Below are 25,277 nucleotides of genomic sequence, written 5' to 3' on the forward strand. Positions count from 1 at the left end.
ATTTGGTGTCAGACCTTTAGTATTTTACTGGCCATTAACTGCCTTTGCCACAGTGTGACCATCGGACGCAGTAGCAGATTATGGCAGCCACGCCTGGGAAACGGGGCCGCCGGAGGAGCCAGGCGTTCGTATATTCCATATCCATCCACATATCGTGGCTGCGGATCCGGGCAGGTCTTGCCCCGGAGCGAGGCACCTATTGCCCGTCGATCCCGCCCGCATGCCCGTCCAGACGTTCGGAGCCTATCGGTGACCCATCTCTTCACAGGCAGCATTGCCCGGCGGCTCTATAGCCTGCTGTTCGTTTTTGCCATCGGCTTTGCGGCCGTGGTGGCCTATCAGCTGTTCGCCCTGCGGCAGAGTCTGGACCAGTTCAAGCGCACGGAAATCCAGTCCGTGGTGCAGACCGGCGCGAGCATTGTCGAGCATTACTACGAACTGGCCCAGGCGGGCACGATGACGACCGAAGCGGCGCAAGCAGAGGCGCTCGATTCATTGCGGGCCGTGCGCTACCAGGGCGAGGAATATCTCTTCGTCGACAATTACGACTACATCAACGTCATGCATGCCTATCAGCCGGAAAAGCAGGGCACCAACCGCAAGGACGTGACCGACGGCAATGGCAAGCTCTATCTCGACGAGCTGATCACGCAGGCCAAGACGCAGGGCTCCTATTTCATCAATTATGCCTTCAAGGACAAGGACGGTGCGTTCAAGGACAAGGTCACCTATGCCCAGGCTTTCGAGCCCTGGGGGTGGGTAATTGCCTCGGGCGTGCTGATGACCACGGTGGAAGCCATTTTCTGGCAGGCGGCGATCACCAGCGCGCTGATCACGCTGGGCGTAATGGCGAGCGTACTGCTGTTGGGCGGCCTGATTGCCCGCGCCATCAGCAAGCCGGTCACAGGCCTCACCCAGGATATGACGCGCATCGCCGACAATGACTTCTCGATCGTGCTTGAAGGTCAGGATCGTCGCGATGAGATCGGCGCCATGGCGCGCGCCGTGGAAGTGTTCCGTGAGAACGGGCTCAAGGTCAGCCAGATGACCGAGGCAGAAGCGGCCCGCATCATTTCCGACCAGAAGAACCGCCAGCAGATGATGAGCGAGCTGCAGTCGGCCTTCGGCAATGTTGTGGATGCGGCGATTGCCGGGGACTTCACCCGTCGCGTCGAGGCCGAATTCCCCGATCCCGAGCTCAATGGTCTTGCCAGCAGCGTCAACAGCCTTGTCTCGACGGTCGATCGCGGACTTGAGGAGAGCGGCCAGGTGCTGACGGCGCTGGCCAATACCGATCTTACCAAGCGTGTCGAGGGTCAGTATCAGGGCGCCTTCGCCCAGCTCAAGGCCGATACCAATGCGGTGGGTGACAAGCTGACCGATGTGGTGACCCAATTGCGCAATACCTCGCGCTCCCTGCGCGTGGCGACGGGTGAAATTCTCGCCGGTGCCAATGATCTGTCCGAACGTACGACCAAGCAGGCAGCGACGATCGAGGAGACTTCGGCTGCCATGGAGCAACTGGCTTCCACCGTGCTGCAGAATGCCCAGCGCGCCAAGGATGCCAGCCTAAATGCGGCCGAAGTGACCCGCACTGCCGAAGAAGGCGGGCAGGTGATGGCCAAGGCCAATGAGGCCATGGCGGCGATTGAAACCAGTTCGGGCAAGATTTCCAATATCATCGGCATGATCGACGATATCGCCTTTCAGACCAATCTCCTGGCGCTCAATGCCTCTGTCGAGGCGGCGCGCGCCGGTGATGCCGGCAAGGGCTTCGCCGTGGTGGCGGTGGAAGTGCGCCGCCTGGCGCAGTCGGCGGCATCTGCCTCGTCCGATGTGAAGGTGCTGATCGAGCAATCGGCCGGCGAGGTCGGGCTCGGTTCGCGCCTGGTCTCGGATGCGGCGGCGCGACTGACGGCCATGCTCGATGCGGCGCGCTCGAACAACCAGTTGATGGACGGCATTGCGCGGGACAGCAATGAACAGGCTGCGGCGATCGACGAGGTCAATGTCGCGGTGCGACAGATGGACGAGATGACGCAACACAATGCGGCGCTGGTCGAAGAAACCAATGCCGCCATCGAACAGACTGAGGCGCAAGCCAGCGCGCTCGATGACATCGTTGCCGTGTTCCACACCCATGGCTCTGCCCCGGCGCCCCGAAGCATTGCTCCGGCAGCGCCTGTAGCCTCGCGCAAGCCGGTAAGCGTCAGGAACGCTGCGGCCTCCTATCTCAGCCAGGGCAATGCAGCGCTGGCTACGGACTGGAGCGAATTCTAGAGCCTGTCGGGAGCGGTCGTCGCGAGATGGCCGCTCCGACGCACTCAATAAATTCGAATGAAGCGCTTATTTAACCATATGCTTTCTATGGTGGATTCCACGTCATGACCGTGGAGAGGAGCTGCGGGCGTGCCTTACAGGCAGTATTGCCGCAACTCCGGAAGACCGTCATGGCCAGCCAGCTCAAACTTGCCTTCAAACTGCCCGCAATGGTTGTCGCCATCGCGCTGGTCACCGGCGCGAGCCTGGCTTTCGCCGCCTATTTTGCCAGTAGCGCCATCGTCAACGACCAGGCCGAGCAACGCCTGACGTCGGCAGCCGTCAATGCAAGGTCGGCGCTCGATGCCTATCTGACGGAAATGGCCGAAGACCTAACGCTGTTTGCCGGGCGGTCGGAAATCGCCGCCAGCATCGACCTGTTCTCGGGCGCCATGCGCTCGATGAAGGGTCAGGGCGATCCGACCGAACTGCTGCAGGACGCCTATATCACAACCAATCCCAATGCTCCCGCCGAGCGTATGCTGCTCGACAGCTCCGACAAGGTGCCGGTCTATGACCTGCATCATCGGAGCCTTCATGCCGACTTCCGCGACCTGCTGAGCAAACGCGGCTATTACGACGTCTTCCTGTTCGATACCGATTTCAACAATGTCTATTCGGTCGCCAAGGAAGCCGATTTCGGCACCAATTTCGCCGAAAACGGGGGGCCATGGGCCGATAGCGACCTGGGCCGCGTTGTGCGCCTCGCCATGGCAGGCCAAGAAGGACAGGTGTTTCTCACCGACTTTGCGCCCTATGGTCCAAGTGCTGGCGCGCCGGCCGGCTTCATTGCCGCGCCCGTCTATGACCAGGGCTTTCTGATTGGCGTGCTGGCCTTCCAGATGCCGACGAGCCGAATCGGCGAAGTGCTGGCCCGTACCGAGGGTCTGGGCGAGAGCGGAGAAACCTATCTTGTCGGGCAGGACGGGCTGGCGCGCAGCGACTCGGCCAAGACCGCCGGCAATGACGTCCTGCAGCTTTCCCTTCAGGGCGATGTGGTCAGCGCCGCGCTGGGCGGAACGCCCGGCATGGGCGAGATGCGGCACCATGACGGGGAGACCTATGTCGCCGAAGCCGAGCCCCTGAGCTTTGGCGGTGTGGACTGGGCCGTGGTGTCGCTCGAAAGCAAGGCAGATATCGAGGCGCCGGCCGCCGGCCTGCGCAATACCATGCTGGTGATCGGCGCAGTGTTGCTGGCGCTGGCTGCGATCAACAGTGTGCTCATTGCCCGCACCATAACCCGGCCCATTTCGCGTCTGACCAATGCGATGACCGAGCTCGCGGGCGACAGGCTCGACATCGCCGTCCCGGGTCTCGATCGCGCGGACGAGCTTGGCCATATGGCGGACGCCGTGGATGTGTTCCGCGCCAATGGCCTCAAGATGCGCGACCTGCGTGCGGCCGAACTGGACAGCAGCGCCGAACGTGCCGGCGAAGTGCGCGTGATCCAGGCGCTACAGCTTGAAATCGGCCAGGTGGTCGATGCGGCGCTCGACGGCGATTTCAGCCACCGCATTCGCATTGAGCCGGCGGACGACGAGCTGCGTCGCCTGGCGCAGAACGTCAACAACCTCGTGGCTTCGGTCGATCAAGGACTAGCGGAGACCGGCACGGTGCTGGCGGCGCTGGCGCGGGCCGATCTCAGCCAGCGCATGGAGGGCCACTACAAGGGCGCCTTCGCGCGGCTGCAGGAAGACACCAATGGGGTGGCGACACAGCTCGGCCAGATCGTCACCCAGTTGCGCGGCACGTCTGGAGCACTCAAGACCGCTACCAGCGAAATTCTTTCGGGTGCCAATGACCTGTCCGAACGCACGACGCGCCAGGCGGCGACCATCGAGGAGACCAGTGCGGCGATCGAGCAGCTTAGCCGCACGGTGGTCGACAATGCCGGCCAGGCCGAGCAGGCCAGCCAGAAGGCCCGTGCGGTCTCGGCCGAAGCCGAGGCGAGTGGCGCGGTCATGGTCGAAGCCACGGGCGCCATGGAGCGCATCACCCAGTCTTCGGCCAAGATTTCCAACATTATCGGCATGATCGACGACATCGCATTCCAGACCAACCTGCTGGCGCTCAATGCCTCGGTCGAGGCCGCGCGTGCCGGTGATGCCGGCAATGGGTTCGCCGTGGTGGCGGTGGAAGTGCGGCGCCTGGCGCAGTCCTCGGCCGAGGCATCCTCGCAGATCAAGGCGCTGATCGAGCAGAGTGCCAGCGAAGTGCAGGGCGGTACCAAACTCGTCGCCAGCGCCGCCGAGCGGCTGGTGGGCGTGCAGGAGGCGATCCGAGCCAATGCCAGTCTGCTCGATGCGATCGCCAAGGCCAGCCGCGAGCAGGCGGGGGCCATCGACGAGGTGACGACCGCTGTGCGGCAGATGGACGAGATGACCCAGCACAATGCGGCGCTGGTGGAAGAAACCAATGCCGCCATCGAGCAGACCGAGGCGCAGGCGGGCGAGCTGGACCGGGTGATCGGAGTCTTTACCCTGACGGATGCCGTCCGCGGCGTAGAGCTGGATCTGCCGCAGCGCCGCCGGGCCTGACGTTAAGACTTTGCAGCGACGGTGAACTACGTAGAAGGGCGCATTTGTTGCGCCCTTTTTATTTGTTCCGATCCTGAAATTGGCGCTCCATTAACCTTTCGCGCGCAGGATCGCAGCCGGGACGCAGATCACAGAAACTTCATCGCCGGTTGGGATCGGCGGTGGCAAGGCGCGGTCGGCCATGATCCCACTTGTCTCCTGCATAGAACCAATGACAGCCCCACCAGCGGGCTGTGCCGGATATGGGAAATGCCCTCCATATGCCTGCGAGAGCAGCAGCCCAGGCCCGGGTTGGCTCGCAATCCTGTTTCACACCACATCAGCAGATTTCGAGCGCCGCCACGCGGCATGATCAGAGGCTGGAGGGCCTTCTCGATGGGAATTTTCTCGCGTCAAAACAGGGATGATGACAGGGCCAAGGTGGATGCCATCATGCGCAGCCAGGCGGTCATCGAATTCAATCTCGATGGTACCATCATTACCGCCAACGACAATTTTCTGGCAGCGCTCGGCTATCAGCTCAGCGAAATCCAGGGCAAGCACCACCGCATTTTCGTCGACCCGGAGGAGGCCAACTCGCCGGAATACAAGCAGTTCTGGACCGATCTGGCGCATGGCCAGTTCCAGTCAGCAGCCTATCGGCGTATTGCCAAGGGCGGCCGTGAAGTGTGGATCCAGGCGACCTACAATCCGGTTTTCGACAAGCGTGGCAAGCCGATCAAGGTGATCAAGTTCGCCACCGACATTACCCAGCAGAAAAACCAGTCAGCCGACCACGAGGCGCAGATCGCGGCCATCTCGCGCGCGCAGGCGGTGATCGAGTTCGGTCTCGACGGCACCATCCGGAATGCCAACGAAAATTTCCTCGCCACTCTGGGCTATTCGCTCGACGAAATCACCGGCAGGCATCATCGCATGTTTGTCGATCCCACCCATGCCTCGAGCGCCGAATATCGCCAGTTCTGGGAACGGCTGCGCAGCGGCGAATATGTGGCGGGCGAATTCCAGCGCGTCGGCAAGAATGGACAACCAATCTGGATCCAGGCCTCCTATAATCCCGTGCTCGATGCGCAGGGGCGGCCGGTCAAGGTGGTCAAATTTGCCACCGACATCACGGAGCGCAAACGCGCCGAGGGGATTATTGCCCAGCTCAGCTCAAGCCTTGCCAAGATGGCGGAAGGCGATCTCAGCGGGCGGATCGATACCGAGTTTACCGGGGAATACGAGCAGCTGCGACAGGCCTTCAACCGCTCGCTGAGCCGGCTGCTGGATATCGTTTCGAGCCTGCGCAGCACATCGCGCTCGCTCAAGAATGCGACCGGGGAAATCCTCGCCGGTGCCAATGACCTGTCGGAACGCACCACCAAGCAGGCGGCCACGATCGAGGAAACCTCCGCCTCGGTCGAGCAGCTGTCGAGCGCGGTGCATGCCAATGCCGATCGTGCTGCCACGGCAAGCCAAAAGGCCAAGGCTGTAGCGACCAGCGCCACGGAAGGCGGTTCAGTGATGTCACAGGCCAATACGGCAATGGATGCTATTGAATCCTCCTCGGCCAAGATTTCCAACATCATCGGGCTGATCGACGACATCGCCTTCCAGACCAATCTGCTCGCCCTGAACGCTTCGGTCGAAGCAGCGCGGGCGGGCGATGCCGGCAAGGGTTTTGCCGTTGTGGCGGTTGAAGTGCGGCGACTGGCGCAGTCGGCGGCGCAGGCATCGAGCGAGGTCAAGGTGCTGATCGAGGCCAGTGCCAGCGAGGTCAAGGCGGGATCGCGCCTCGTCGGCCAGGTGGCCAGCAAGCTCAAGGATATCGTCACCGGCGCTCAGGAAAGCTCCGCGCTGATCGATTCCATTGCCCAGGCCAATAGCGAGCAGTCCTCTTCGCTCGGAGAGGTGTCGGTTGCGGTTCGGCTGATGGACGAGATGACGCAACACAACGCAGCGCTGGTGGAAGAAACCAATGCCGCGATCGAACAGACCGAGGCACAGGCCAGCGAACTCGACCATATCGTCGAGATTTTCAAGCTGGACGAAAAGATGCCGCTGTCGCCGCCAGCCCGCTCGGCGCCGCCGGTGCAGTCGTCGGTCTCGCGCTACAAGCCAGCCTTGCGCACGGTCGGCAATGCAGCGGTTTCCGAGGACTGGAACGAGTTCTAGCGGTCTGCTGACAGGCTCTGTCAGGACCTCGGATGAAGGGTGGCCCGGCGTCACAACCCGGGCTGCCATCATGCTCACCTCCGTCATCGATCCCGTCTATTCGAAAAGCTTCGCCGAACTGGTCGCGCCCTTGCCGGCGCCGGTGGGCGAATTGACGGCCCGGCTGGTGGCGCTGGTTGCCGCGCATCCCGGCCTTAGCGGCAAGGTGATGACGGGCTGGCGCTCGGTCAATTTCCGTCATGGCCAGGCCGGCCATCTCTGTTCCGTCTTTCCCCATCCCGACCGCGTGTCGCTCTATTTCGAGCATGGCCGGATGCTGGCGCATGGCGATGGGTTGCTCGAAGGCGACGGCCTCAAGAGCGGGCGCTATCTGCGGCTTGTTCCGGGTGATGATATTCCGGTCGACCGGATCGGCATGTTGCTGGGCGAGGCCATTGCCCTCTTTGCCTGAAGCATGCTTGAAGCAGTCTCCAGCATGGAGATTGCTCATGGCGCGCATCGGGCTCGTGGCTCACGACGACAAGAAGGACGATCTCTGCCGCTGGGCCGAGCATCACAAGCACAAGCTGGCACAGCACGAGCTTTGGGGCACAGGTACCACGGGCAGCCGCGTCATGGCCGCCACCGGCATGACGGTGACCCTGCTCAAGAGTGGTCCTTTGGGCGGCGATCAGCAGCTCGGCGCGATGATCTGCGAAGGCAAGCTCGACATGCTGATCTTTTTCATCGATCCGCTCTCGGCCCAGCCGCATGACGTCGATGTCAAAGCCCTGACCCGCCTCGCAACGCTCTATGACGTGCCCTGCGCCAACAACAAATCCACAGCCGACGCGGTCCTCGCCTATCTCTGACGGACCAGTTAGTTGACCCATTGCCCGCCTTATGAGCAGATGCCGCAAAATAGCCGGAATAAAAACCGGCACGACTTGGCATTAGGAAAATCGGGACGGGCTCGTGTCCTCTGACTTGGTAATTGACGTTCGCAACGTCACAAAACGCTTTGGCGGGCTGACGGCCGTCAACAATTGCTCGCTCTCGGTGCGACGCGGCTCGGTGACCGGGCTGATCGGGCCCAATGGCGCTGGCAAATCGACGCTGTTCAATATCGTTGCCGGCAATATCGTGCCCGACGAGGGCGCGGTGATCTTTGACGGCAAGGACGTTACCGGCTTCAAGCCGCATGAACTGTTCCGCACCGGCATGCTGCGCACTTTCCAAATCGCGCATGAATTCAGCCAGATGACGGCGCTCGAAAACCTGATGATGGTGCCGGGCGACCAGCCGGGTGAGCATCTGATGCAAACCTGGTTCCGGCCGGGCCTGGTCCGCTCGCGCGAGACGGAAGTGCGCAAGAAGGCGCTCGATGTCATCGATTTTCTGAAGCTCGGCCATGTGCGCAACGAACTGGCCGGCAATCTCTCGGGCGGTCAGAAAAAGCTGCTCGAGCTGGGCCGCACCATGATGGTCGATGCCAAGGTCGTGCTGCTCGACGAAGTTGCGGCCGGCGTCAACAAGACGCTGCTCAACGACCTGGCCGCCAATATCGAGCGGATGAACAAGGAGCTGGGCTATACGTTCTTTGTCATCGAGCATGACATGGATCTGATCGGTCGCCTCTGCGATCCGGTCATCGTAATGGCGCAGGGCGAAAAGATCGCCGAAGGCCCGATGGCCGAAATCCGCGCCAATCCCCAAATCGTCGAAGCCTATTTCGGCACTCCGGTCGAGGTAGCGTAATGGCCCTGTTGCAACTCAAGCACGTCGTCGGCGGCTACGGCGGCGCGCCGATCCTCAATGGCGTCAACATGGCCATCGAGCAAAGCGATATCGGCGTGATCGTCGGCCCCAATGGCGCCGGCAAGTCGACCACGCTCAAGGCCATCTTCGGCCTGCTCAAGGTCACCGGCGGCACGGTGGATTTTTTGGGCGAGAACATCGCCAATTCGCTGCCCGACAAGCTGGTGCCCAAGGGCCTGAGCTTCGTGCCACAGGAAAAGAACGTCTTCACCTCGATGAGCGTCGAGGAAAATCTCGAAATGGGGGCCTTCACCCGCAAGGATGATTTCTCCGAGACCATGCAATGGGTCTACGAAATGTTCCCCGTGCTGGCCGAAAAGCGCCGCCAGCCGGCGGGCGAGCTTTCGGGCGGGCAGCGCCAGATGGTGGCCATGGGCCGCGCGCTGATGAGCAAGCCGAAGCTTTTGATGCTCGACGAGCCCTCGGCAGGGCTGTCGCCGCGCTATGTCATCGAAATCTTCGAGACCATCGTGCGCGTCAACAAGGAAGGCGTGGGCATCCTCATGGTCGAGCAGAATGCGCGCCAGGCGCTGGCCTTCGCATCAAAGGGCTTTGTGCTTGCACAGGGCCAGAACCGCTTCACCGGCACGGGGCAAGAGCTCATTGCCGATCCCGAAGTCGCCAAAAGTTTCCTCGGGGGCTGAGCCGTGACCGAATTCATCTTCTTTATCAACCAGGTGGTCATTGCCGGCGCGGTGCTGGGCTGTATCTATGCCCTGGGCGCCGTCGGCATCACGCTGGTCTTCGGCATCCTGCGCTTTGCCCATTTCGCGCATTCCGAGCTCATGACCTCGGGCGCCTTCTTTGCCTTTCTTTTGGCCAGCGCCTTTGCGGCATGGGGCATCGTGACACCGATCCCGACCGGCTTTGTCGTCCTGCCCATCGCCATGGTGGCTTCGGCCATCTTTGCGCTGGGCGTCGACAAGGGCTTTTATGCGCCGCTGCGCAAACGCGGCGCCAAGCCGGTGATCCTGCTGATCGCCTCCATCGGTGTCACGTTGATGGTGCAGGGCCTCATCCGCCTGTTCTTTGGCGCGGGCTCCTATTCGTTCTTCGAGACGGAGACCAAGGACGTCTTCCGCATCGACACGAGTTTTCTCGGTTCGACAAGGCCGCTGGTCATCACCGAGCCGCAGCTGATCATGATCGTGGTGACGGTCATTACAGTGCTGGCATTGCACTTCTTCCTGACCCGCTCGCGCCTGGGCAAGGGCATGCGCGCCATGGCCGACAATGCCGATCTGGCGCAGGTCTCGGGCATCAACACGGCGCTCGTCGTGCGCGTGACCTGGGTGGTTGCCGGGGCGCTGGCCTGCATGGCCGGCACCATGCTGGCGCTGGATGTGACGCTCAAGCCTGATCTGGCTTTCAACATCATCATCCCGATCTTTGCCGCCGCCATCGTCGGCGGGCTCGGCCAGGCCTATGGCGCCATTGCCGGAGGCCTGCTGATCGGCTTTGCCGAGTCGCTGGCCGTGTTCAACTGGACCATGGTGCTGCGGCCGCTCAATGCCGTGTTGCCGGAATGGGCACAATTGCCAGCAACGCTGTCGCTGGTGCCTACCGAATACAAGCTGACCGTTGCCTTCGTCATTCTCGTGGTCGTGCTGCTGGTTCGTCCCACGGGAATCTTCAAGGGAGCTTCGTCATGATCCGGCGTTCGCTAACCCTCTTTGCCGGCCTGTTCGTGCTGATCCTTGTGATCGGCTGGGCCATGGGCCTGCCCTTTACCTCTTCGCGCCTGGTCGAGGCGGCAGCCTATTCGCTGATCGCGCTGGGGCTCAATATCCAGTGGGGCTATGGCGGGCTGTTCAACTTCGGCATCATGGGCTTCCTGATGCTGGGCGGCTTTGCCGTTACCTTCATCTCCTATCCGGTCAATCCGCAGTTCTGGGGCTCCGATGGCCCCTGGATGCTGGGCCGGGCGCTGATCGCCTTCGCGGCCGGTGCGCTTCTCGTTTATGGGGCGCGGCAGAGTGACAGGGTCGGCATTCGCGGTGGCTGGAAGACTTTCGTCACCGTGCTGGCCTGGTTTGTCGCCTATTGCGTCTATCGCAGCCAGATCGACCCGGCGGCGGCCTATATCGAGGCCAATGCCGGCTTTGTCGGTGGCCTGGGTGGCCATCCGGTGCTGGGCTGGCTTTTTGGCGGCGTTCTGGCGGCGGCAGTGGCCTTTGTAGTCGGCAAGATCGCGCTTGGCCTGCGCACCGACTATCTCGCCATCGCGACGATCGGCATTTCGGAAATCATCCGTGCGCTGATCAAGAACATGGACTGGTTGACTCGCGGCACGCTGACCGTCTCTCCCATTCCGTGGCCGACCAACCTGCCGCAGGCCTATCAGGCCAGCGGATCCAGCCAGTTCGAATCGCTCATCCTCGCGCGCGGCGGCTTCCTGCTGCTGGCGATTGCCGTGCTGGCGGTGGCGCTGTTCCTGATTTCGCGTGCCTATGCCGGTCCGTGGGGCCGCATGATGAGGGCGATCCGCGACAATCACATTGCTTCGGCTTCGATGGGCAAGAATGTGACTGCCCGCCAGCTCGAAATCTTTGTCTTCGGCTCGGTGCTGATGGGCATTGGCGGCGCCATGCTGGTCAGCTTCACGCAGATCTTTGATCCATCGAGCTATCAGCCGATCAACCACACCTTCCTGATCTGGGTGATGATCATCGTTGGCGGCGCCGGCAATAATTGGGGTGCCGTGTTCGGCGCCGTGCTGATCTGGCTGGTCTGGGTCGTCTCCGAACCGCTGGCAAAGGTTATCTTCGATTTCGTCAGCTACTGGTCGAGCAATGTGGGCTGGGGCGCCATCCCCGAGATAGAATCCCGCTCGGCGCAGATGCGTGTCTTCGTGCTGGGGCTGGTCATCACCATCGCCCTGCGCTGGGCGCCAAAGGGCCTGATCCCGGAAGCGGTCAGGCGCGAGGGCTAGGCCTGGGTGCTGCAAGCTTTGAAAGGGCCTGTCTTGCGACGGGCCCTTTGCTTTTTCAGTAGTGCCTAGCCTCATAGGTCAGCGCCAGGGCGCCCGAGCCAAAGGTCCGCTGGCTGGTCAACTTGAGGTCGATATAGGCTGGCAGGCCGGCGAAAAGCGTCGGGCCGTGGCCGGCGATGCGCGGATTGACCACGAAGACATAGTCGTCGATCAGGCCTAACGCGGCGATCTGGCCGGCGAGGTCGACACCGCCCAAAGAAATCACCCCGTCTTCCTCGCGTTTCAACCGCTCGACTGCAGCCTCGAGGTCTCCCTCCAGCAGTTCGGAATTCCAGTCGAGTTGGGTCAGCGTGGTGGAGGCTACGACTTTGCGCGCCTTGTGAATGGAATGGGCAAAGGGTGCCACCCAGTCGGCCATGCCATCGGGCACCAGACCGCTTTCGCCTATTGGGCGCCACGCGTCTTCCATCATCTGATAGGTGACGCGGCCATAGAGCAGGACGCTGGCCCTTCCCACGACATCGGCCCAGAACTGGTGCATATCCGGGTCGGGCATGCCGGCCCTGTGGTCACAGCAGCCGTCCAGCGTGACGTTGATCGCATATTGCAGTCTGGCCAAGATGTCCTCCCACCAAGGCGGGCATGCTAGCAAACCGCTTCAATATTGCAAGCGGTCTAGCCAGGCATGCTAATCGTGCCGTCCCCGGCGATGGGGAAGTCGGGGTTCCAGGCGATCTCCCAGGAGAAGCCATCCGGGTCGGCCAGATAGGCTACGCGCCCGCCCCAGGGCATTGTGCGGGTCGGCGCGGTAATCGTGGCACCCAGCAAAACCAGCTTGTCGACGATGACATCCACATCGTCTTCCGCGCGCACATTATGCGACAGCGAGAAGGCGCCCGGTCCCTTGATGTCGGGCGTACCGGCGTCCTTGGCGAGGTCAGGATAGAGCGACAGGATCAAACCGCCGAGCTGGAAGAAGGCAACGCCTTCCGCTTCCTTCATCGAACGTTGCCAGCCTAGTGCCTCATAGAAGGCAATGCTGCGGGCGAGGTCTGTGACACCAAGGGTCACGAGGCTGATGCGGGGTTCCATGGCTTTCTCCTTCACAGGGGCAACGAAAAAGGCCCGGGATCGCTCCCGGGCCTCGTCATTCTCAACGCTTTGCCGAGCCTTACTGGATCTGGCCCTTTTCGACGAACTTGCCGCCTTCGACGGCGAGTTCCACGATGATGCCGTCAACGTCGCCAGCTTCGTCGAAGTCCAGCGAACCGCCAGCGCCTTCATAGTCGATATCGGTGCCGGCCTTGATCAGCTCGACAGCCTTGGTCCATTCGCCGGGCAGGATCTTCTCGCCGGGGGCGGAAGACACTTCGCGCAGGGCGGCCGAGAGACCTTCGCGGTCAGCAGAACCGTTCTTCTCGATGGCGAGAGCCAGCAGGAAGGCGGCGTCGTAGGACTGGGGGGCGTAGGTGGCGTTGGCGGTGAAGCCTTCGCCGGTGAAGGCATTGTAGATGTCCACGGCGTCACCGGTCGGTGCGCCGGCGCGGGTGGCGATCAGGCCTTCGACGGCCGAAGCGTCGATGCCCGAGAGCAGGTCGTCGCCGACCATGCCGTCACCGCCGACATAGGTGGTGAAGTTGCCGGATTCGACGGCCTGGCGCAGGATGGTGTTGCCCGAAGCATTGGCATAGGCCAGCACAACGAGGTTCTGCGAAGCAACCAGGTTGCCCAGCTCGGCGCGATAGTCGGCCTTGCCTTCTTCGTGGGCGACATTGGCAGCAATGGTGCCACCGCCAGCGGTGTAGGCGGCTGCCAGCGCGTCGGCAAAACCCTTGCCGTAGTCATTGTTGACATAGGTGATGGCGATGTCCTGGATGCCCTTGGCGAGCAGCAGGTCAGCCATCTTCACGCCCTGGAGCGCGTCCGACGGGGTGGTGCGGTAAACAAGGTCATTGTCTTCGAGCGTGGTCAGGGCCGGGGCCGAAGAGGCCGGCGAGATGAACACGACATTGCCCGAGAGGCCCGAGCCGTTGAAGGCGCCGATGGTTTCACCGGTGCAGAGTGCGCCGACGACGGCAGTCACATTGTCGGTGTTGATGACGCGGTCGGCAGCGGCAGCAGCAGCGGTCGCATCGCAGGCGCCGTCAGCGGAAACAAGCTTGAGCTCGCCACCCAGGATGCCGCCCTGTTCATTGATCTGGCTCACGACCAGTTCGGCGCCGGCAAAGATCGGCGGAGTGAGGGATTCGATCGGGCCGGTGAAGCCGCCGATGAAGCCGATGGTGGCGCCGGTGTCCTGCGCGATAGCAGGTGCGGCGACGGCGAGCGTCGAGGCAGCGACCGCCAGGGTCAGGGTATTCTTGAGATTGAGCATTTACGTCCCTCTGATGGGTCGCTCCGCCGTGCGGCTCTTGCCCGAGCCCGTCTTAACGTGTGGAGCGACGCGATAAGCGGGCGCAACCCCGCGCCCGGCTGGAGGGGACTGTTGCACATTTATTTGGGCGGAGTCACCGGGAATTGAGCAAGGAAATCGCGGCCGTGCCGCAGTTGCTTAACGCAAATGGTTTTTGCATAGACTGAGGCAAATCCCCAGGGGAGAAATCAGCATGGTGGCACGGGTCTCGGGCATGGCATTGCTGCTGGCGAGCCTGCTGTTCGCGGCACCGGCGCTGGGTCAAGTCACCGTGCTTGACCAGGCGCAGGACGCGGCTGCCCAGGCTGCAGGTGCTCCACCACCGATATGCGGCACGCAGCCGATCATCATTGCCCGCATGGCCTGGCCCTCGGCGGAGCTTCTGGCCGAGATCCATGCGCGCATCCTGCGGGCCGAATTCAACTGCGAAGTGAGCGTGGCGCCGGGCGATCTGGCGGCGACCGGGTCTTCCATGGGTTCTACTGGCCAGCCGGCCGTGGCGCCGGAGATGTGGGTGACGCGCATTGCCGATGTGTGGAATGCCGGCATCGATGCGCAGATGATCCGTCCGGCTGCCGCTACCTTCACTGAAAACCAGTTCGAGGGCTGGTTTGTGCCTGACTATCTCGCGGCAGAGCGACCACAATTGCTGCAGGCCAGCGGACTGGCGGCAGCTTTGGCGGGCGGGGCGCTGGTGCGCTTTATTTCCTGTCCGGCTGATTGGGCCTGTGCGGTGGTCAATCGCAACCTGATCACGGCGCTGGGCCTAAGTGATCAAGTGGAACTGGTCGAGCCAGCTAATCGCTTGGAAATGGACCGGATGATCGGCGAGGTGGTAAGCCGGCACGAGCCAGCTCTCTTCTACTACTGGCAGCCTAACGCGGTGCTGGCGCAGTTCAATTTCGTGCCGGTCGACCTCGGTGCCTATGACCCGGAAAAGGCCAAGTGCCTGGCGCAGGTTTCCTGTCCCAACCCGGAGGCCAGCGCCTTCCCGGAGGAGACCGTGGTGATCGCCCTGGCGGACTGGGTGTTCACCGAGGCACCGGCCATTGCCGGCTATTTCCAGCGCAGCAGCATCGGTCTTGGGGAAATGAACGAGTTGATGGCGCAGCTCAGCGAGCCGGGCGCTACGGTGGAGGCTGTAGCGGAGCGGTTCGTTGCCGAGCGCGGTGATATCTGGCGCAGTTGGGTCGGCACGGCGCCCTGAAACAAAACGGGCTCCCGAAGGAGCCCGTTTCAATCTTTGATTACGAAGCGGCGCGCGCCGCTTCGAGCCAGGCGTCGACCGTATCGCGATTGGTCTCGATCCAGGCAGCGGCCTGACCTTCGATGTCCGTGTTGCCGGCATTGACCTCGGCATTCTGGGCATAGATGTCGGCGATCGGCAGATCGAAGGCTTCGAGCAGCGCGCCTACGGCCGGATTGTCGGCGAGGAAGGTAGTGTTGACCACGGCGTCGATCGAGCTGGCCGGGAAGCCGAGCATGCAGGGATCGTTGACGCAGCCGACAACGCCTTCGCGGGTCGCCGCGTCGGTCAGGTCGGCCTGGTCGGCCTGCAGGTTGACTTCGGGCACTTCGATCCAGACGACATCCTCACCCGGGACGAGGTCGTTGACCGTCCAGTTCGGCGTCCAGGTGTAGAACAGGATCGGGCTGCCAGCCTGGTAGGCGGCAAGGGCATCGGCCATGGCGGCGGGATAGCCGGCCTTGATCAGGTTGATGTCCTCGTTGAGCTCATAGGCGTTCATCTGATGCTCGATGGTCAGCTCGCAGCCCCAGCCCGGCGGGCAGGCGACCATGTCGGCCTTGCCGTCGCCATCGCGGTCGAAGGCAGCTTTGACGTCGTCGCGCTTGAAGTCGGCGATGGAGGTGATGTCCATTGCCTCGGCCGTCTTCTTGTCGACGAGATAGCCTTCCATGGCCGCGCCATCGACGACGCCCTCGATGATCTCGGCTGCGCCCTCGAATGCGGGCTTGTAGGAATTGTGCAGCGGGAACCAGGCATCGACCCAGAGCGAGACATCGCCCATGGCGACCGACTGATAGAAGGCTGCATTGTCGAGGGTCAGCGGCTTGGCCACCGAATAGCCGAGTTCAGTGGCCAGCTGGCGGAAGATTTCGGTCTGGAACCAGCCCGTATCCCAGGTTGGCTGGGCTAGGGTGATTTCCTTGCCTTCACCCGGCATGTCCTGAGCAAGCACAGGCAGCGTGGCGACCGAAGTCAGGGCGATGGCGGTGAGGGTCGACAGGGTCTTGAGACGGAACATTGCTGTCGGGTCTCCTTTATTTGGCTTTTCATGGGTCCGTGCGGGGACGGATAGCGAGCGGAGACGCGAGGTCTCCGGTGGTGCGGCGTGGTTACGCCGTCTTTCCGGCGGCGACGGGCGCTGGTGCGCCCGGCCTGAACCAGGAAATCAGTGTCTGGCGCAGGGAAATGGTCTGAACCTTCCCCTGTTCACCCAGGCCCTGGGTGATGCGGTCGAGCACGATGGCAAGAATGACGATGCCCACGCCACCGGCGGTGGCACCGCCGACATCGAGGCGGCCCAGACCAGTGTTGACGATGAGGCCCAATCCGCCGGCCCCGATCAGGGCGGTGATGACCACCATGGAGAGCGCCAGCATCAGGGTCTGGTTGAGGCCGGCCATGATGGTGCGCATGGCCAGCGGCAACTGAACTTCGGTCAGCAGCTGGAAGGGCGTCGAGCCAAAGGCATGGGCGGCCTCGATCAGGTCACCACGCACATTGCGGATGCCCAGATTGGTCAGCCGAACGATGGGCGGCAGGGCGAAGATGATGGTGGCAATGATGCCGGGCGCCATGCCGACGCCGAAGAGCATGACGATGGGAACGAGGTAAACGAAGCTCGGGATGGTCTGCATCACGTCGAGCGTGGGCTGCATGATCTTCCAGGTCAGGTCGCTGCGAGCGGCCAGAATGCCGAGCGGAATGCCGATGATGGCACAGAACACCACGCCGGTGATGATCATCGAGAGCGTCGTCATGGTTTCCGGCCAGAGGCCGATCATGTCGATGAAGATAAAGCCGAGCAGCGTGAAGATAGCCATGCCGCGGCCAGCATATTTGAGCGCCAGCAGCACGAAGGCCAGGGTGATCACCACCATGGGCACAAAGGTGAAAAAGGCATCGAGGCCATTGAGCACCTGGGTGATCGGCACCTGGATGGCGCGGAACAGCGGGCGGAAAGTAGGCACCAGCCAGCCGCGCACAAACGTGTTGACCAGCTCGGCAAAGGGGATCGTGAAGAAGTCAGACGGGCTCACGCACGCCTCCTTGAATGGATGTTTCGGACAGGCCTGAATCAGCGCGCGGCAGGGGCCGCAGCGGCGGAAGCGGCTGGCGATGGCGGCGGCACTTCGGGCGTATCGCCGGTCAGCTGGGCAAAGACCGCCTCGGGCTCGACGACGCCGACAAGCTTGTTGTCGGCATCGGTTACCGCAATGGGCAGGCCGGTGCTGGCCGCGCCATAGAGATCGACCAATTGGGTATCGCGGTCGGTCGTGGGGAAATCGGTGATCAGGACATCGGACAGATGGACGTCGTCGGCACCGCTGTCGCGATCGGCTGCGGCGGCCTGCTGATAGGTCACGACGCCGGCAATCTCCTCGCCGTCCATGACATAGACCGCATTGAGATTCTGCTCCTCCATCGTCTTGACCGCATCGCCGGCCGTGTCGCCGTCGAGCTGCATGACATTGGCCTCGCTGGAGACGGTTTCGGCGGTGAAAACGCGACCGCGGTCGATGTCGGCAACGAAGGCGGCAACATAGTCATCGGCAGGGTTGGAGACGATATCCTGCGCCGTACCGGTCTGGACGATCTGGCCATCCTTCATGATCGCGATGCGATCGCCCAGGATCAATGCTTCATTGAGATCGTGCGTGATGAAAATGATGGTCTTTTTCAGTGTCCGCTGCAGGCCCAGCAATTCGTCCTGCATTTCCTTGCGGATCAGCGGATCGAGGGCGCCAAAGGGTTCGTCCATCAGCAGTATTTCTGGTTCGGTGGCCAGAGCCCGCGCCAGGCCGACGCGCTGCTGCATGCCGCCCGAAAGTTCGGAGGGCAGGCTGTCAGCCCAGGCCGCAAGCCCGACGCTATCGAGCGAGGTGAGGGCCTTCTTGCGGCGATCAGCCAGCGGCACCCCCTTCACCTTGAGGCCATAGGCGGCGTTCTCGGCAATGGTGCGATGGGGAAAGAGCGCGAAGTGCTGAAAGACCATGGCGATCTTGTCACGGCGGATGCGCCGCAGGGCAGCCGGGGTACAGGTGGCCACGTCCTCGCCGTCAACGGTGATGCTGCCCGAGGTGGGCTTGATCAGCCCGTTGAGCATGCGGACCATTGTCGATTTGCCGGAACCGGAAAGTCCCATGACGACGAAGATTTGTCCTTCGTCGACATCGAAGTTTGCCGCCTGCACACCCACCGTCTGTCCGGTGTCCCGCAGGATGTCTTCCTTGGTCTCGCCTGCCTTGAGGCGCTGCAATGCCGCCTTGGGGGCATTACCGAAAATTTTATAGACGTCCTTGACGCTTAACTTGGGAGCCATGCGGCCTCTTTTGAATGCGGAAGAATAATCAAGTCTATATGACGCAATATTCTTGCTAGTTATGTTCAGCACAAAAGTATCTCAACCGGGCTGCAGGCAGCAGTCCGGCGAGTTGTGCGAAATGACATTGGTTTGTGCACTAACAATACGAATGCTGGTGCCTTAGTTCAACCACAAAACCGGCTTTTTTCGATTGTGGGCACGTTAAGGGACCGGCTGCGCGGCGCTCAAACTACCGGAAAATGGGAGATTATTGGTCATATCTACTGACCAAATTTTTTCTAATATTTTTTCGTGAAGAGGGCGTTTTCGCCTTCTTCATGTCACCATAGGCCTGATCAGAATGCTCCCCGGCGCAGTTGCCGAGGGGATTAATCGGTCCCTAACCTCAATTCATCGGCTGGCTGGCTTTGTCGCAAACCTGTCATGGAGCCATGACAGTTAGCAGCGAATAAAGCCACGTCTGTCCAGACCAGTGTACGTCCGTCCGTTTCTTTACCCGCGATTCAGACTCCTCCGTAAATATACCTATGCAAATGGCCCGGCCTGCTCCATTTGCTGCAATAGTTGCCTCTAAGAACACTGCGCCTTGATCAGCGCCACCAGTCCGAGACCGAGCGACCCATGCGCCGCGACCCGATCCTGTCGTCCATTCTCATCGGCTATCAGCGCGTGGCCGTGGTCGTCGGCATCCTTGTCGGCGCCAGCATTGTGGTTCGCCTGCTTGTCCTTTTCGATCTGCTCGATGCCAATGCGCTGGCCGTTGTGCCCGCGGGCACGATCGTCACCGGCCTGCTTATGCTGTCGGTCCTGGTCTATGGTCACTTCTGGCTGTCGCGTCGGCTGAAACTGATTGCGGAGGAAACCCGGCTGGCGCGCAAAACGGCCGATTGCGACGCGCTGACCGGCGTGTTCAACCGCGCCTCGTTTCTCGATGCGCTGGCCGACGACGTGTTCCATGGTTCGGAACGGGCTGTTGGCTATATGCAGATCGACATGGACAATCTCAAAGTGCTCAACGACAGCGCGGGCCATGCCGCCGGCGATGCGGCGCTGATCCATCTGGTGCGCACCATCAAGCAGGTGATCCCTGGCGGCGTGCTGGGGCGCCTGGGTGGCGACGAGTTCGGCGTCATCATCGTCGGGCACGACAACAAGCCGGCGATGCGTCGGCTGGGTGAGGAATTGCTGCGCCAGTTGGGCCGGCCGATCAGTATTGCCGGGCGCCCGGTGCGCCTCTCCGCATCGATCGGCGTGGCTATGTCACCCCTCGATGCGGTCGACCCGACCGACCTGATTTCCAAGGCGGACCTGGCGCTCTACAAGGGCAAAAGGGCCGGTCGACACCAGGTCATGACCTTTGAAGCGGACATGATGGGCGACGAGCGTCATCGTCGTTTCGTCGAGCGCGAGTTGCGCGCGGCCCTGCTGATGAACGAGCTGGAATTGCATTACCAGCCCGTGTTCAGCAGCGACATGTCGATCCGCTCACACGAGGCGCTGGTGCGCTGGCGCCATCAGGTGCGCGGCATGATTCCGCCGGCGCAATTCGTGCCGATCGCCGAAGAGAGTGACCTGATCGACAAGCTCGGCGATTGGGTGCTGCGGCGTGCCTGCGCCGACCTGCCCGCTCTCGGCGGCAGCCCGGTAGCCGTCAATGTGTCGCCAACCCAGTTACGGCACAATGATTTTGCCGCGCGCTTCGCTGCAACCCTGCAGGAGCTTGAGGCCGATCCTCGCCTGTTGATCGTCGAGATCACCGAAACTGTGCCGCTTACCGCAAAGGCGGTGGAACTGGCCAATATCAAGGCGCTGCGCGCCATGGGTGTGCGCATTGCCATTGACGATTTCGGGGCTGGTCATGCCAGCCTGCAATATCTGCGCAGCTTTGCTTTCGACATCATCAAAATCGATCGCTCCTATGTCGCCAATATGGACGACAACCGGGTCGACGGCATGATCATCTCGGCCATCTGCGATATCGCCCGATCCCTGCCGGTCGATGTGATTGCCGAAGGCATCGAGACGCAGGAACAGCTGCGCCGGCTGCGTATTGCCGGCTGCAGCGGCTTCCAGGGCTATCTCCTAGGCCGTCCTGAGCCACTTTCCGCCTTCGAGGATGTCGCTGCAGCCTGACAGGCTGGTGACAGCTAGTCTTCCGTCCTAGTTGCATCAGGCATGGCCCGGTGGATATAAGAACCGGGGAGCCCTATCGTGGCAGCGGGAGTAGTGCCTTGGATTTGAAGCGGATCAACGAACACGTCAGCGTATCGGGACAAATTCAACCCGAGGACGTCGCCGCGATCAAACAGGCCGGATTTACCGCAATCATCAACAACCGCCCCGATGGCGAATCGCCGGATCAACCGGCCGGTGCCGAAATAGAAGCGGCCGCAAAGGCTGCCGGTCTTGATTACTATGCCATCCCGCTTGGGCGTGAAGGCGTCAGTTCCGACATGGTCGAACAGACCAAGGCCGCGCTCGAGGGGAGCACGGGTCCGGTGTTTTGCTATTGCCGGTCGGGCACGCGTTCGACAACGCTCTGGGCCCTGAGCCAGGCGGGTGAAATGGATGCCGGGGAGATCATCTCGCAGGCGGCGGAAGCCGGCTATGACATGAGCCATCTCGCCGGCCATCTCAGCCGCAACTAGATTTTGCAATTCGGCGGTTGGGCGGTTCAACCGTCCCATCCGTTCATGACCACCTGAGCCGGACCCGCAAAACGGGTCTTCAGCCCCTCCTGCTCGGACATGCAATCGATGCCAATCAAGAAAATCCTCGTCGCCAACCGCAGCGAAATCGCCATCCGCGTGTTTCGCGCCGCCAATGAACTGGGTCTGAAAACCGTCGCGGCCTATGCCGAAGAAGACAAGCTGGCGCTGCATCGCTTCAAGGCCGACGAGGCCTATCTGATTGGCAAGGGCAAGGGGCCGGTCGAAGCTTACCTGCAGATCGACGAATATATCCGCATCGCCCGCATCTCGGGCGCCGATGCGATCCATCCCGGCTATGGCCTGCTGTCGGAATCGCCCGAATTCGTCGATGCCTGCGAGGATGCAGGGATCATCTTTATCGGCCCGCGCGCCCAGACCATGCGCGACCTTGGCAACAAGGTTGCTGCGCGCAACATGGCCATCGCGTCCAATGTGCCGGTCGTGCCGGCAACCGAAGCGCTGCCCGATGATCCCGAGGCAATCAAGAAGCTGGCAGCCGAGATCGGCTATCCGCTGATGCTGAAGGCCTCCTGGGGCGGTGGCGGGCGCGGCATGCGCCGCATCATGGATGAAAAGACGCTGCTCTCGGAAGTCAGCGAAGGCAAGCGCGAAGCCAAGGCCGCCTTCGGCAAGGACGAGATGTATCTTGAAAAGCTGATCGAGCGCGCCCGCCATGTGGAAGTGCAGCTGATCGGCGACGATCATGGCAATTTGGTGCATCTGTTCGAGCGCGACTGTTCGGTGCAGCGTCGCAACCAGAAGGTGGTCGAGCGCGCTCCCGCGCCCTATCTCGACGACAGCGTGCGCAAGGAACTGACCGACGCTGCCGTGCGGCTTGGCAATGCCGCCAGCTATCGCGGCGCGGGCACTGTCGAATTCCTGATGGATGCCGATACCGACAAGTTTTACTTCATCGAAGTGAACCCGCGCATTCAGGTGGAACATACCGTCACCGAGGAGGTGACGGGGATCGACATCGTCAAGGCGCAGATCCATCTGCTCGACGGCGCCGTGATCGGTACGCCTGAATCGGGTGTGCCTCTGCAGGACAATATCAAGCTCAACGGCAATGCCATCCAGTGCCGCGTGACGACGGAAGACCCCGAGCATAACTTCATTCCCGACTATGGCCGCATCACCGCCTACCGCGGTGCTACGGGCTTTGGCGTGCGCCTCGATGGCGGCACGGCCTATGCCGGTGCGGTGATCACGCGCTTCTACGATCCGCTGCTGGAGAAGGTCACCTGTTGGGCGCCGAGCGCCGAGGAAGCCATTGCCCGCATGCATCGCGCGCTGCGCGAGTTCCGCATCCGCGGGGTCTCGACCAATCTGGCGTTCCTCGAGAACATCATCACTCACCCGGACTTTGTCGAGAACCGCTACACGACGCGTTTCATCGACACGACGCCGGAACTGTTCAACTTCAAGCCGCGCAAGGACCGTGCGACAAAACTGTTGAGCTATATTGCCGACGTGACCGTCAACGGCCATCCGGAAGTGCGCGACCGGCCGCGGCCGCCGGCCGAAGCTGCGGCGCCTGTCGTGCCGGAATTCCCGGCGCTCAGCGTCGTCGAGGGCAGCCGGCAGATTCTCGACCGCGAGGGTCCGGCAGGCCTCGCCAGGTGGATGAAGAAGCAGTCGCGCGTGCTGTTCACCGACACGACGATGCGCGATGCGCATCAGTCGCTGCTGGCGACGCGCATGCGGTCCTATGACATCACCCGCATTGCCCAGGCCTATAGCCGCGGCCTGCCGAACCTCTTCTCGCTTGAATGCTGGGGCGGGGCGACCTTTGACGTCTCCATGCGCTTCCTCAACGAGGATCCGTGGGAGCGTTTGGCCAAGGTGCGCGAAGGCGCGCCCAATATCCTGACGCAGATGCTGCTGCGCGGCAGCAACGGCGTCGGCTACACCAATTATGCCGACAATGTCGTCAAGTTCTTCGTCAAGCAGGCCGCGGCCGGCGGCGTCGACGTGTTCCGCGTCTTCGACTGCCTCAACTGGGTCGAGAACATGCGCGTCTCGCTCGACGCCGTGCTCGAAGAGGGCAAGGTCGCCGAGGGCGTCATCTGCTATACCGGCGATCTCTTCGATCCCGATCGCTCCAAATATGATCTCAAATATTACGTCGGTCTGGCCCAGGAGCTGGAAAAGGCCGGGGCGCATGTGCTGGGTCTCAAGGATATGGCGGGTCTGCTGAAGCCTGCCGCGGCCAAAAAACTCATCTCGACGCTGCGCAACGAAACAAACCTGCCGTTACACCTGCACACTCACGATACCTCGGGCGCTGCGGCGGCGACGGTGCTGGCTGCGGTGGATGCTGGTGTCGATGCCGTCGACGCGGCCATGGATGCCCTCTCGGGCACGACCTCGCAGCCAACGCTTGGTTCGATCGTCGCGGCTCTGGCCGGTGGCGAGCGCGATCCGCAGCTCGACGCCAAGGCGATCCGTCAGATCTCCTTCTATTGGGAAGCCGTGCGCACGCAGTACCGCGCCTTCGAGAGCGATCTCAAGGGCGGTGCGTCGGAAGTCTATCTGCACGAAATGCCGGGCGGGCAGTTCACCAATCTCAAGGAACAGGCGCGCTCGCTCGGTCTTGAAACGCGCTGGCACGAAGTCGCCCAGACCTATGCCGACGTCAACCAGATGTTCGGCGATATCGTCAAGGTGACGCCCTCGTCCAAGGTCGTCGGTGACATGGCGCTGGCGATGGTCTCGGCCGGGCTGACCCGTTCAGACGTCGAAGACCCGAAGCGCGACATCGCCTTCCCCGATTCCGTCGTCGGCTTCTTTGCCGGTGACCTCGGCCAGCCGCCGGGTGGCTTCCCCGAAGCGCTGCAGAAAAAAGTGCTGAAGGGGCGGACGCCGCTGACCGAACGGCCCGGTTCCTACCTGCCGGCCGTCGATCTCGAGGAGGAACGCAAGAAGTCGTCGAGCATGCTTGGGCATGAGGTCGACGATTTCCGGCTGGCCAGCCATCTCATGTATCCCAAGGTCTATGCCGACTTCGAAAAGACGCAGGAGCGCTACGGCCCGACCGAAGTGCTTCCCACGCCTGTGTATTTCTACGGGCTGGAAGAGGGCGACGAGCTTTTGGTCGATATCGAGAAGGGCAAGACGTTGGTCGTCACCTATCTCGGCCGCGCCCCGACCAATGAAAAGGGCGAAGTCCGAGTCTTTTTCGATCTAAATGGCCAACCCCGCACAATAATTGTCCCCGACCGCCTGAAGGCGGGCGAGGTCAAACTGCGCGCCAAGGCCGTGCCGGGCGATGCCAAACAGGTCGGCGCACCTATGCCGGGCGTCATCTCGACCCTCGCCGTCAAGCAGGGCCAAAGTGTTCAGGCTGGTGATGTTTTGTGCTCGATCGAAGCCATGAAGATGGAAACTGCCATCCATGCCGAGGTCGATGGCGTGGTGGCGGAACTGCTGATCAAGCCCGGCGACCAGATCGACGCCAAGGACCTGCTGGTCCGACTGGAATAGCAAAATGGCCCGGGAAACTGGGCCTTTTTACGTGTCAGACGCGGCGGGCGCGGCCATTGATGGTCTGGCCATTGCGCTCGCGCATGTCGGCCTTGACCGGAATGGGCAAGCGGGAAACGATCCAGCTGACCATCATCGGCACCAGCACGATATCGTCGATCCAGCCCGCGAGCGGAATGAAATCGGGGATGATGTCGATCGGATTGACCAGGTAGAAGGCGACGAACAGCGTCGCGGCCTTGAGCAGGATCGGCGTTTCGGGCGCGAAGAATGCCTTCCAGAGCTGGACGACTTCTTTGCGGAAGAGGACGAGGCGGGGGAGGAGCATCTTGAACATTCTTGTTAAATGGTTCG

The 25,277-nt window shown here is 62.0% G+C and carries 20 protein-coding genes; 13 read left to right on the forward strand and 7 right to left on the reverse strand.

Going from position 1 to position 25,277, the window contains the following annotated elements:
• Positions 1 to 249: 249 nt before the first annotated feature.
• From P0Y65_20050 to P0Y65_20090, 9 genes are all read left to right on the forward strand, one after another.
• Positions 250 to 2,280 carry a methyl-accepting chemotaxis protein gene (locus tag P0Y65_20050; GenBank protein ID WEK04438.1) on the forward strand — a complete coding sequence of 677 codons (2,031 nt, stop codon included), beginning with the start codon at positions 250 to 252 and terminating at the stop codon, positions 2,278 to 2,280.
• Positions 2,281 to 2,450: 170 nt separating this feature from the next.
• Complete coding sequence (locus P0Y65_20055) at positions 2,451 to 4,856, forward strand: methyl-accepting chemotaxis protein (protein ID WEK04439.1); 2,406 nt, start codon at positions 2,451 to 2,453, stop codon at positions 4,854 to 4,856.
• Positions 4,857 to 5,288: 432 nt separating this feature from the next.
• Positions 5,289 to 7,013, forward strand: a complete 1,725-nt coding sequence (locus tag P0Y65_20060) for a methyl-accepting chemotaxis protein (GenBank protein ID WEK04440.1) — start codon at positions 5,289 to 5,291, stop codon at positions 7,011 to 7,013.
• Between the two features lie 70 nt (positions 7,014 to 7,083).
• Complete coding sequence (locus tag P0Y65_20065) at positions 7,084 to 7,464, forward strand: DUF1801 domain-containing protein (protein ID WEK04441.1); 381 nt, start codon at positions 7,084 to 7,086, stop codon at positions 7,462 to 7,464.
• A gap of 31 nt (positions 7,465 to 7,495) precedes the next feature.
• The gene (locus P0Y65_20070; GenBank protein ID WEK06855.1) at positions 7,496 to 7,864 is read left to right on the forward strand and encodes a methylglyoxal synthase; all 369 of its coding nucleotides are present in this window, start codon (positions 7,496 to 7,498) and stop codon (positions 7,862 to 7,864) included.
• Between the two features lie 103 nt (positions 7,865 to 7,967).
• Positions 7,968 to 8,750 (forward strand): ABC transporter ATP-binding protein, encoded by a 783-nt coding sequence (locus tag P0Y65_20075; protein WEK04442.1) that lies wholly within the window; start codon positions 7,968 to 7,970, stop codon positions 8,748 to 8,750.
• Positions 8,750 to 9,454: an ABC transporter ATP-binding protein gene (locus P0Y65_20080; GenBank protein WEK04443.1), complete on the forward strand. Its 705-nt coding sequence runs from the start codon at positions 8,750 to 8,752 to the stop codon at positions 9,452 to 9,454. The genes P0Y65_20075 and P0Y65_20080 overlap by 1 nt, the downstream gene beginning before the upstream one ends.
• 3 nt (positions 9,455 to 9,457) lie before the next feature.
• Positions 9,458 to 10,462 carry a branched-chain amino acid ABC transporter permease gene (locus tag P0Y65_20085; GenBank protein ID WEK04444.1) on the forward strand — a complete coding sequence of 335 codons (1,005 nt, stop codon included), beginning with the start codon at positions 9,458 to 9,460 and terminating at the stop codon, positions 10,460 to 10,462.
• The gene (locus tag P0Y65_20090; GenBank protein ID WEK04445.1) at positions 10,459 to 11,742 is read left to right on the forward strand and encodes a branched-chain amino acid ABC transporter permease; all 1,284 of its coding nucleotides are present in this window, start codon (positions 10,459 to 10,461) and stop codon (positions 11,740 to 11,742) included. The genes P0Y65_20085 and P0Y65_20090 overlap by 4 nt, the downstream gene beginning before the upstream one ends.
• 55 nt (positions 11,743 to 11,797) lie before the next feature.
• Here the strand turns inward: P0Y65_20090 and P0Y65_20095 are convergent, their stop codons facing one another.
• The 3 genes from P0Y65_20095 to P0Y65_20105 form a co-directional block, all read right to left on the reverse strand.
• Positions 11,798 to 12,361, reverse strand: a complete 564-nt coding sequence (locus tag P0Y65_20095; protein WEK04446.1) for a dihydrofolate reductase family protein — start codon at positions 12,359 to 12,361, stop codon at positions 11,798 to 11,800.
• A 56-nt stretch (positions 12,362 to 12,417) separates the two neighbouring features.
• Positions 12,418 to 12,834 (reverse strand): VOC family protein, encoded by a 417-nt coding sequence (locus P0Y65_20100; protein WEK04447.1) that lies wholly within the window; start codon positions 12,832 to 12,834, stop codon positions 12,418 to 12,420.
• Positions 12,835 to 12,913: 79 nt separating this feature from the next.
• Complete coding sequence (locus tag P0Y65_20105) at positions 12,914 to 14,116, reverse strand: ABC transporter substrate-binding protein (protein WEK04448.1); 1,203 nt, start codon at positions 14,114 to 14,116, stop codon at positions 12,914 to 12,916.
• A 232-nt stretch (positions 14,117 to 14,348) separates the two neighbouring features.
• On the opposite strand from P0Y65_20105, the gene P0Y65_20110 reads away from it, so the two are divergent.
• Positions 14,349 to 15,362 (forward strand): glycine betaine ABC transporter substrate-binding protein, encoded by a 1,014-nt coding sequence (locus tag P0Y65_20110; GenBank protein ID WEK04449.1) that lies wholly within the window; start codon positions 14,349 to 14,351, stop codon positions 15,360 to 15,362.
• Between the two features lie 40 nt (positions 15,363 to 15,402).
• Here P0Y65_20110 and proX read toward each other — a convergent pair whose 3' ends face one another.
• The 3 genes from proX to P0Y65_20125 all read right to left on the reverse strand — a co-directional run bounded on the left by proX (position 15,403) and on the right by P0Y65_20125 (position 18,723).
• Complete coding sequence (proX, locus tag P0Y65_20115) at positions 15,403 to 16,422, reverse strand: glycine betaine/L-proline ABC transporter substrate-binding protein ProX (protein ID WEK04450.1); 1,020 nt, start codon at positions 16,420 to 16,422, stop codon at positions 15,403 to 15,405.
• Positions 16,423 to 16,513: 91 nt separating this feature from the next.
• On the reverse strand, positions 16,514 to 17,440 hold the full coding sequence (locus P0Y65_20120; protein ID WEK04451.1) for an ABC transporter permease subunit: 927 nt from the start codon (positions 17,438 to 17,440) through the stop codon (positions 16,514 to 16,516).
• A 38-nt stretch (positions 17,441 to 17,478) separates the two neighbouring features.
• A complete protein-coding gene (locus tag P0Y65_20125) occupies positions 17,479 to 18,723 on the reverse strand; it encodes a glycine betaine/L-proline ABC transporter ATP-binding protein (GenBank protein WEK04452.1) in 1,245 nt (414 codons plus the stop codon).
• 624 nt (positions 18,724 to 19,347) lie between these two features.
• Between P0Y65_20125 and P0Y65_20130 the strand changes: the two genes are divergently transcribed.
• The 3 genes from P0Y65_20130 to pyc all read left to right on the forward strand — a co-directional run bounded on the left by P0Y65_20130 (position 19,348) and on the right by pyc (position 24,923).
• Positions 19,348 to 20,859 carry a GGDEF and EAL domain-containing protein gene (locus tag P0Y65_20130; protein ID WEK04453.1) on the forward strand — a complete coding sequence of 504 codons (1,512 nt, stop codon included), beginning with the start codon at positions 19,348 to 19,350 and terminating at the stop codon, positions 20,857 to 20,859.
• Between the two features lie 98 nt (positions 20,860 to 20,957).
• The gene (locus P0Y65_20135; GenBank protein ID WEK04454.1) at positions 20,958 to 21,374 is read left to right on the forward strand and encodes a TIGR01244 family sulfur transferase; all 417 of its coding nucleotides are present in this window, start codon (positions 20,958 to 20,960) and stop codon (positions 21,372 to 21,374) included.
• 108 nt (positions 21,375 to 21,482) lie between these two features.
• On the forward strand, positions 21,483 to 24,923 hold the full coding sequence (gene pyc / locus P0Y65_20140) for a pyruvate carboxylase (GenBank protein WEK04455.1): 3,441 nt from the start codon (positions 21,483 to 21,485) through the stop codon (positions 24,921 to 24,923).
• A 34-nt stretch (positions 24,924 to 24,957) separates the two neighbouring features.
• Here pyc and P0Y65_20145 read toward each other — a convergent pair whose 3' ends face one another.
• Positions 24,958 to 25,251 carry a DUF1232 domain-containing protein gene (locus P0Y65_20145; protein ID WEK04456.1) on the reverse strand — a complete coding sequence of 98 codons (294 nt, stop codon included), beginning with the start codon at positions 25,249 to 25,251 and terminating at the stop codon, positions 24,958 to 24,960.
• Positions 25,252 to 25,277: the final 26 nt, after the last annotated feature.

It is taken from the genome of Candidatus Devosia phytovorans, assembly GCA_029202405.1.
Classification (GTDB): domain Bacteria; phylum Pseudomonadota; class Alphaproteobacteria; order Rhizobiales; family Devosiaceae; genus Devosia; species Devosia phytovorans.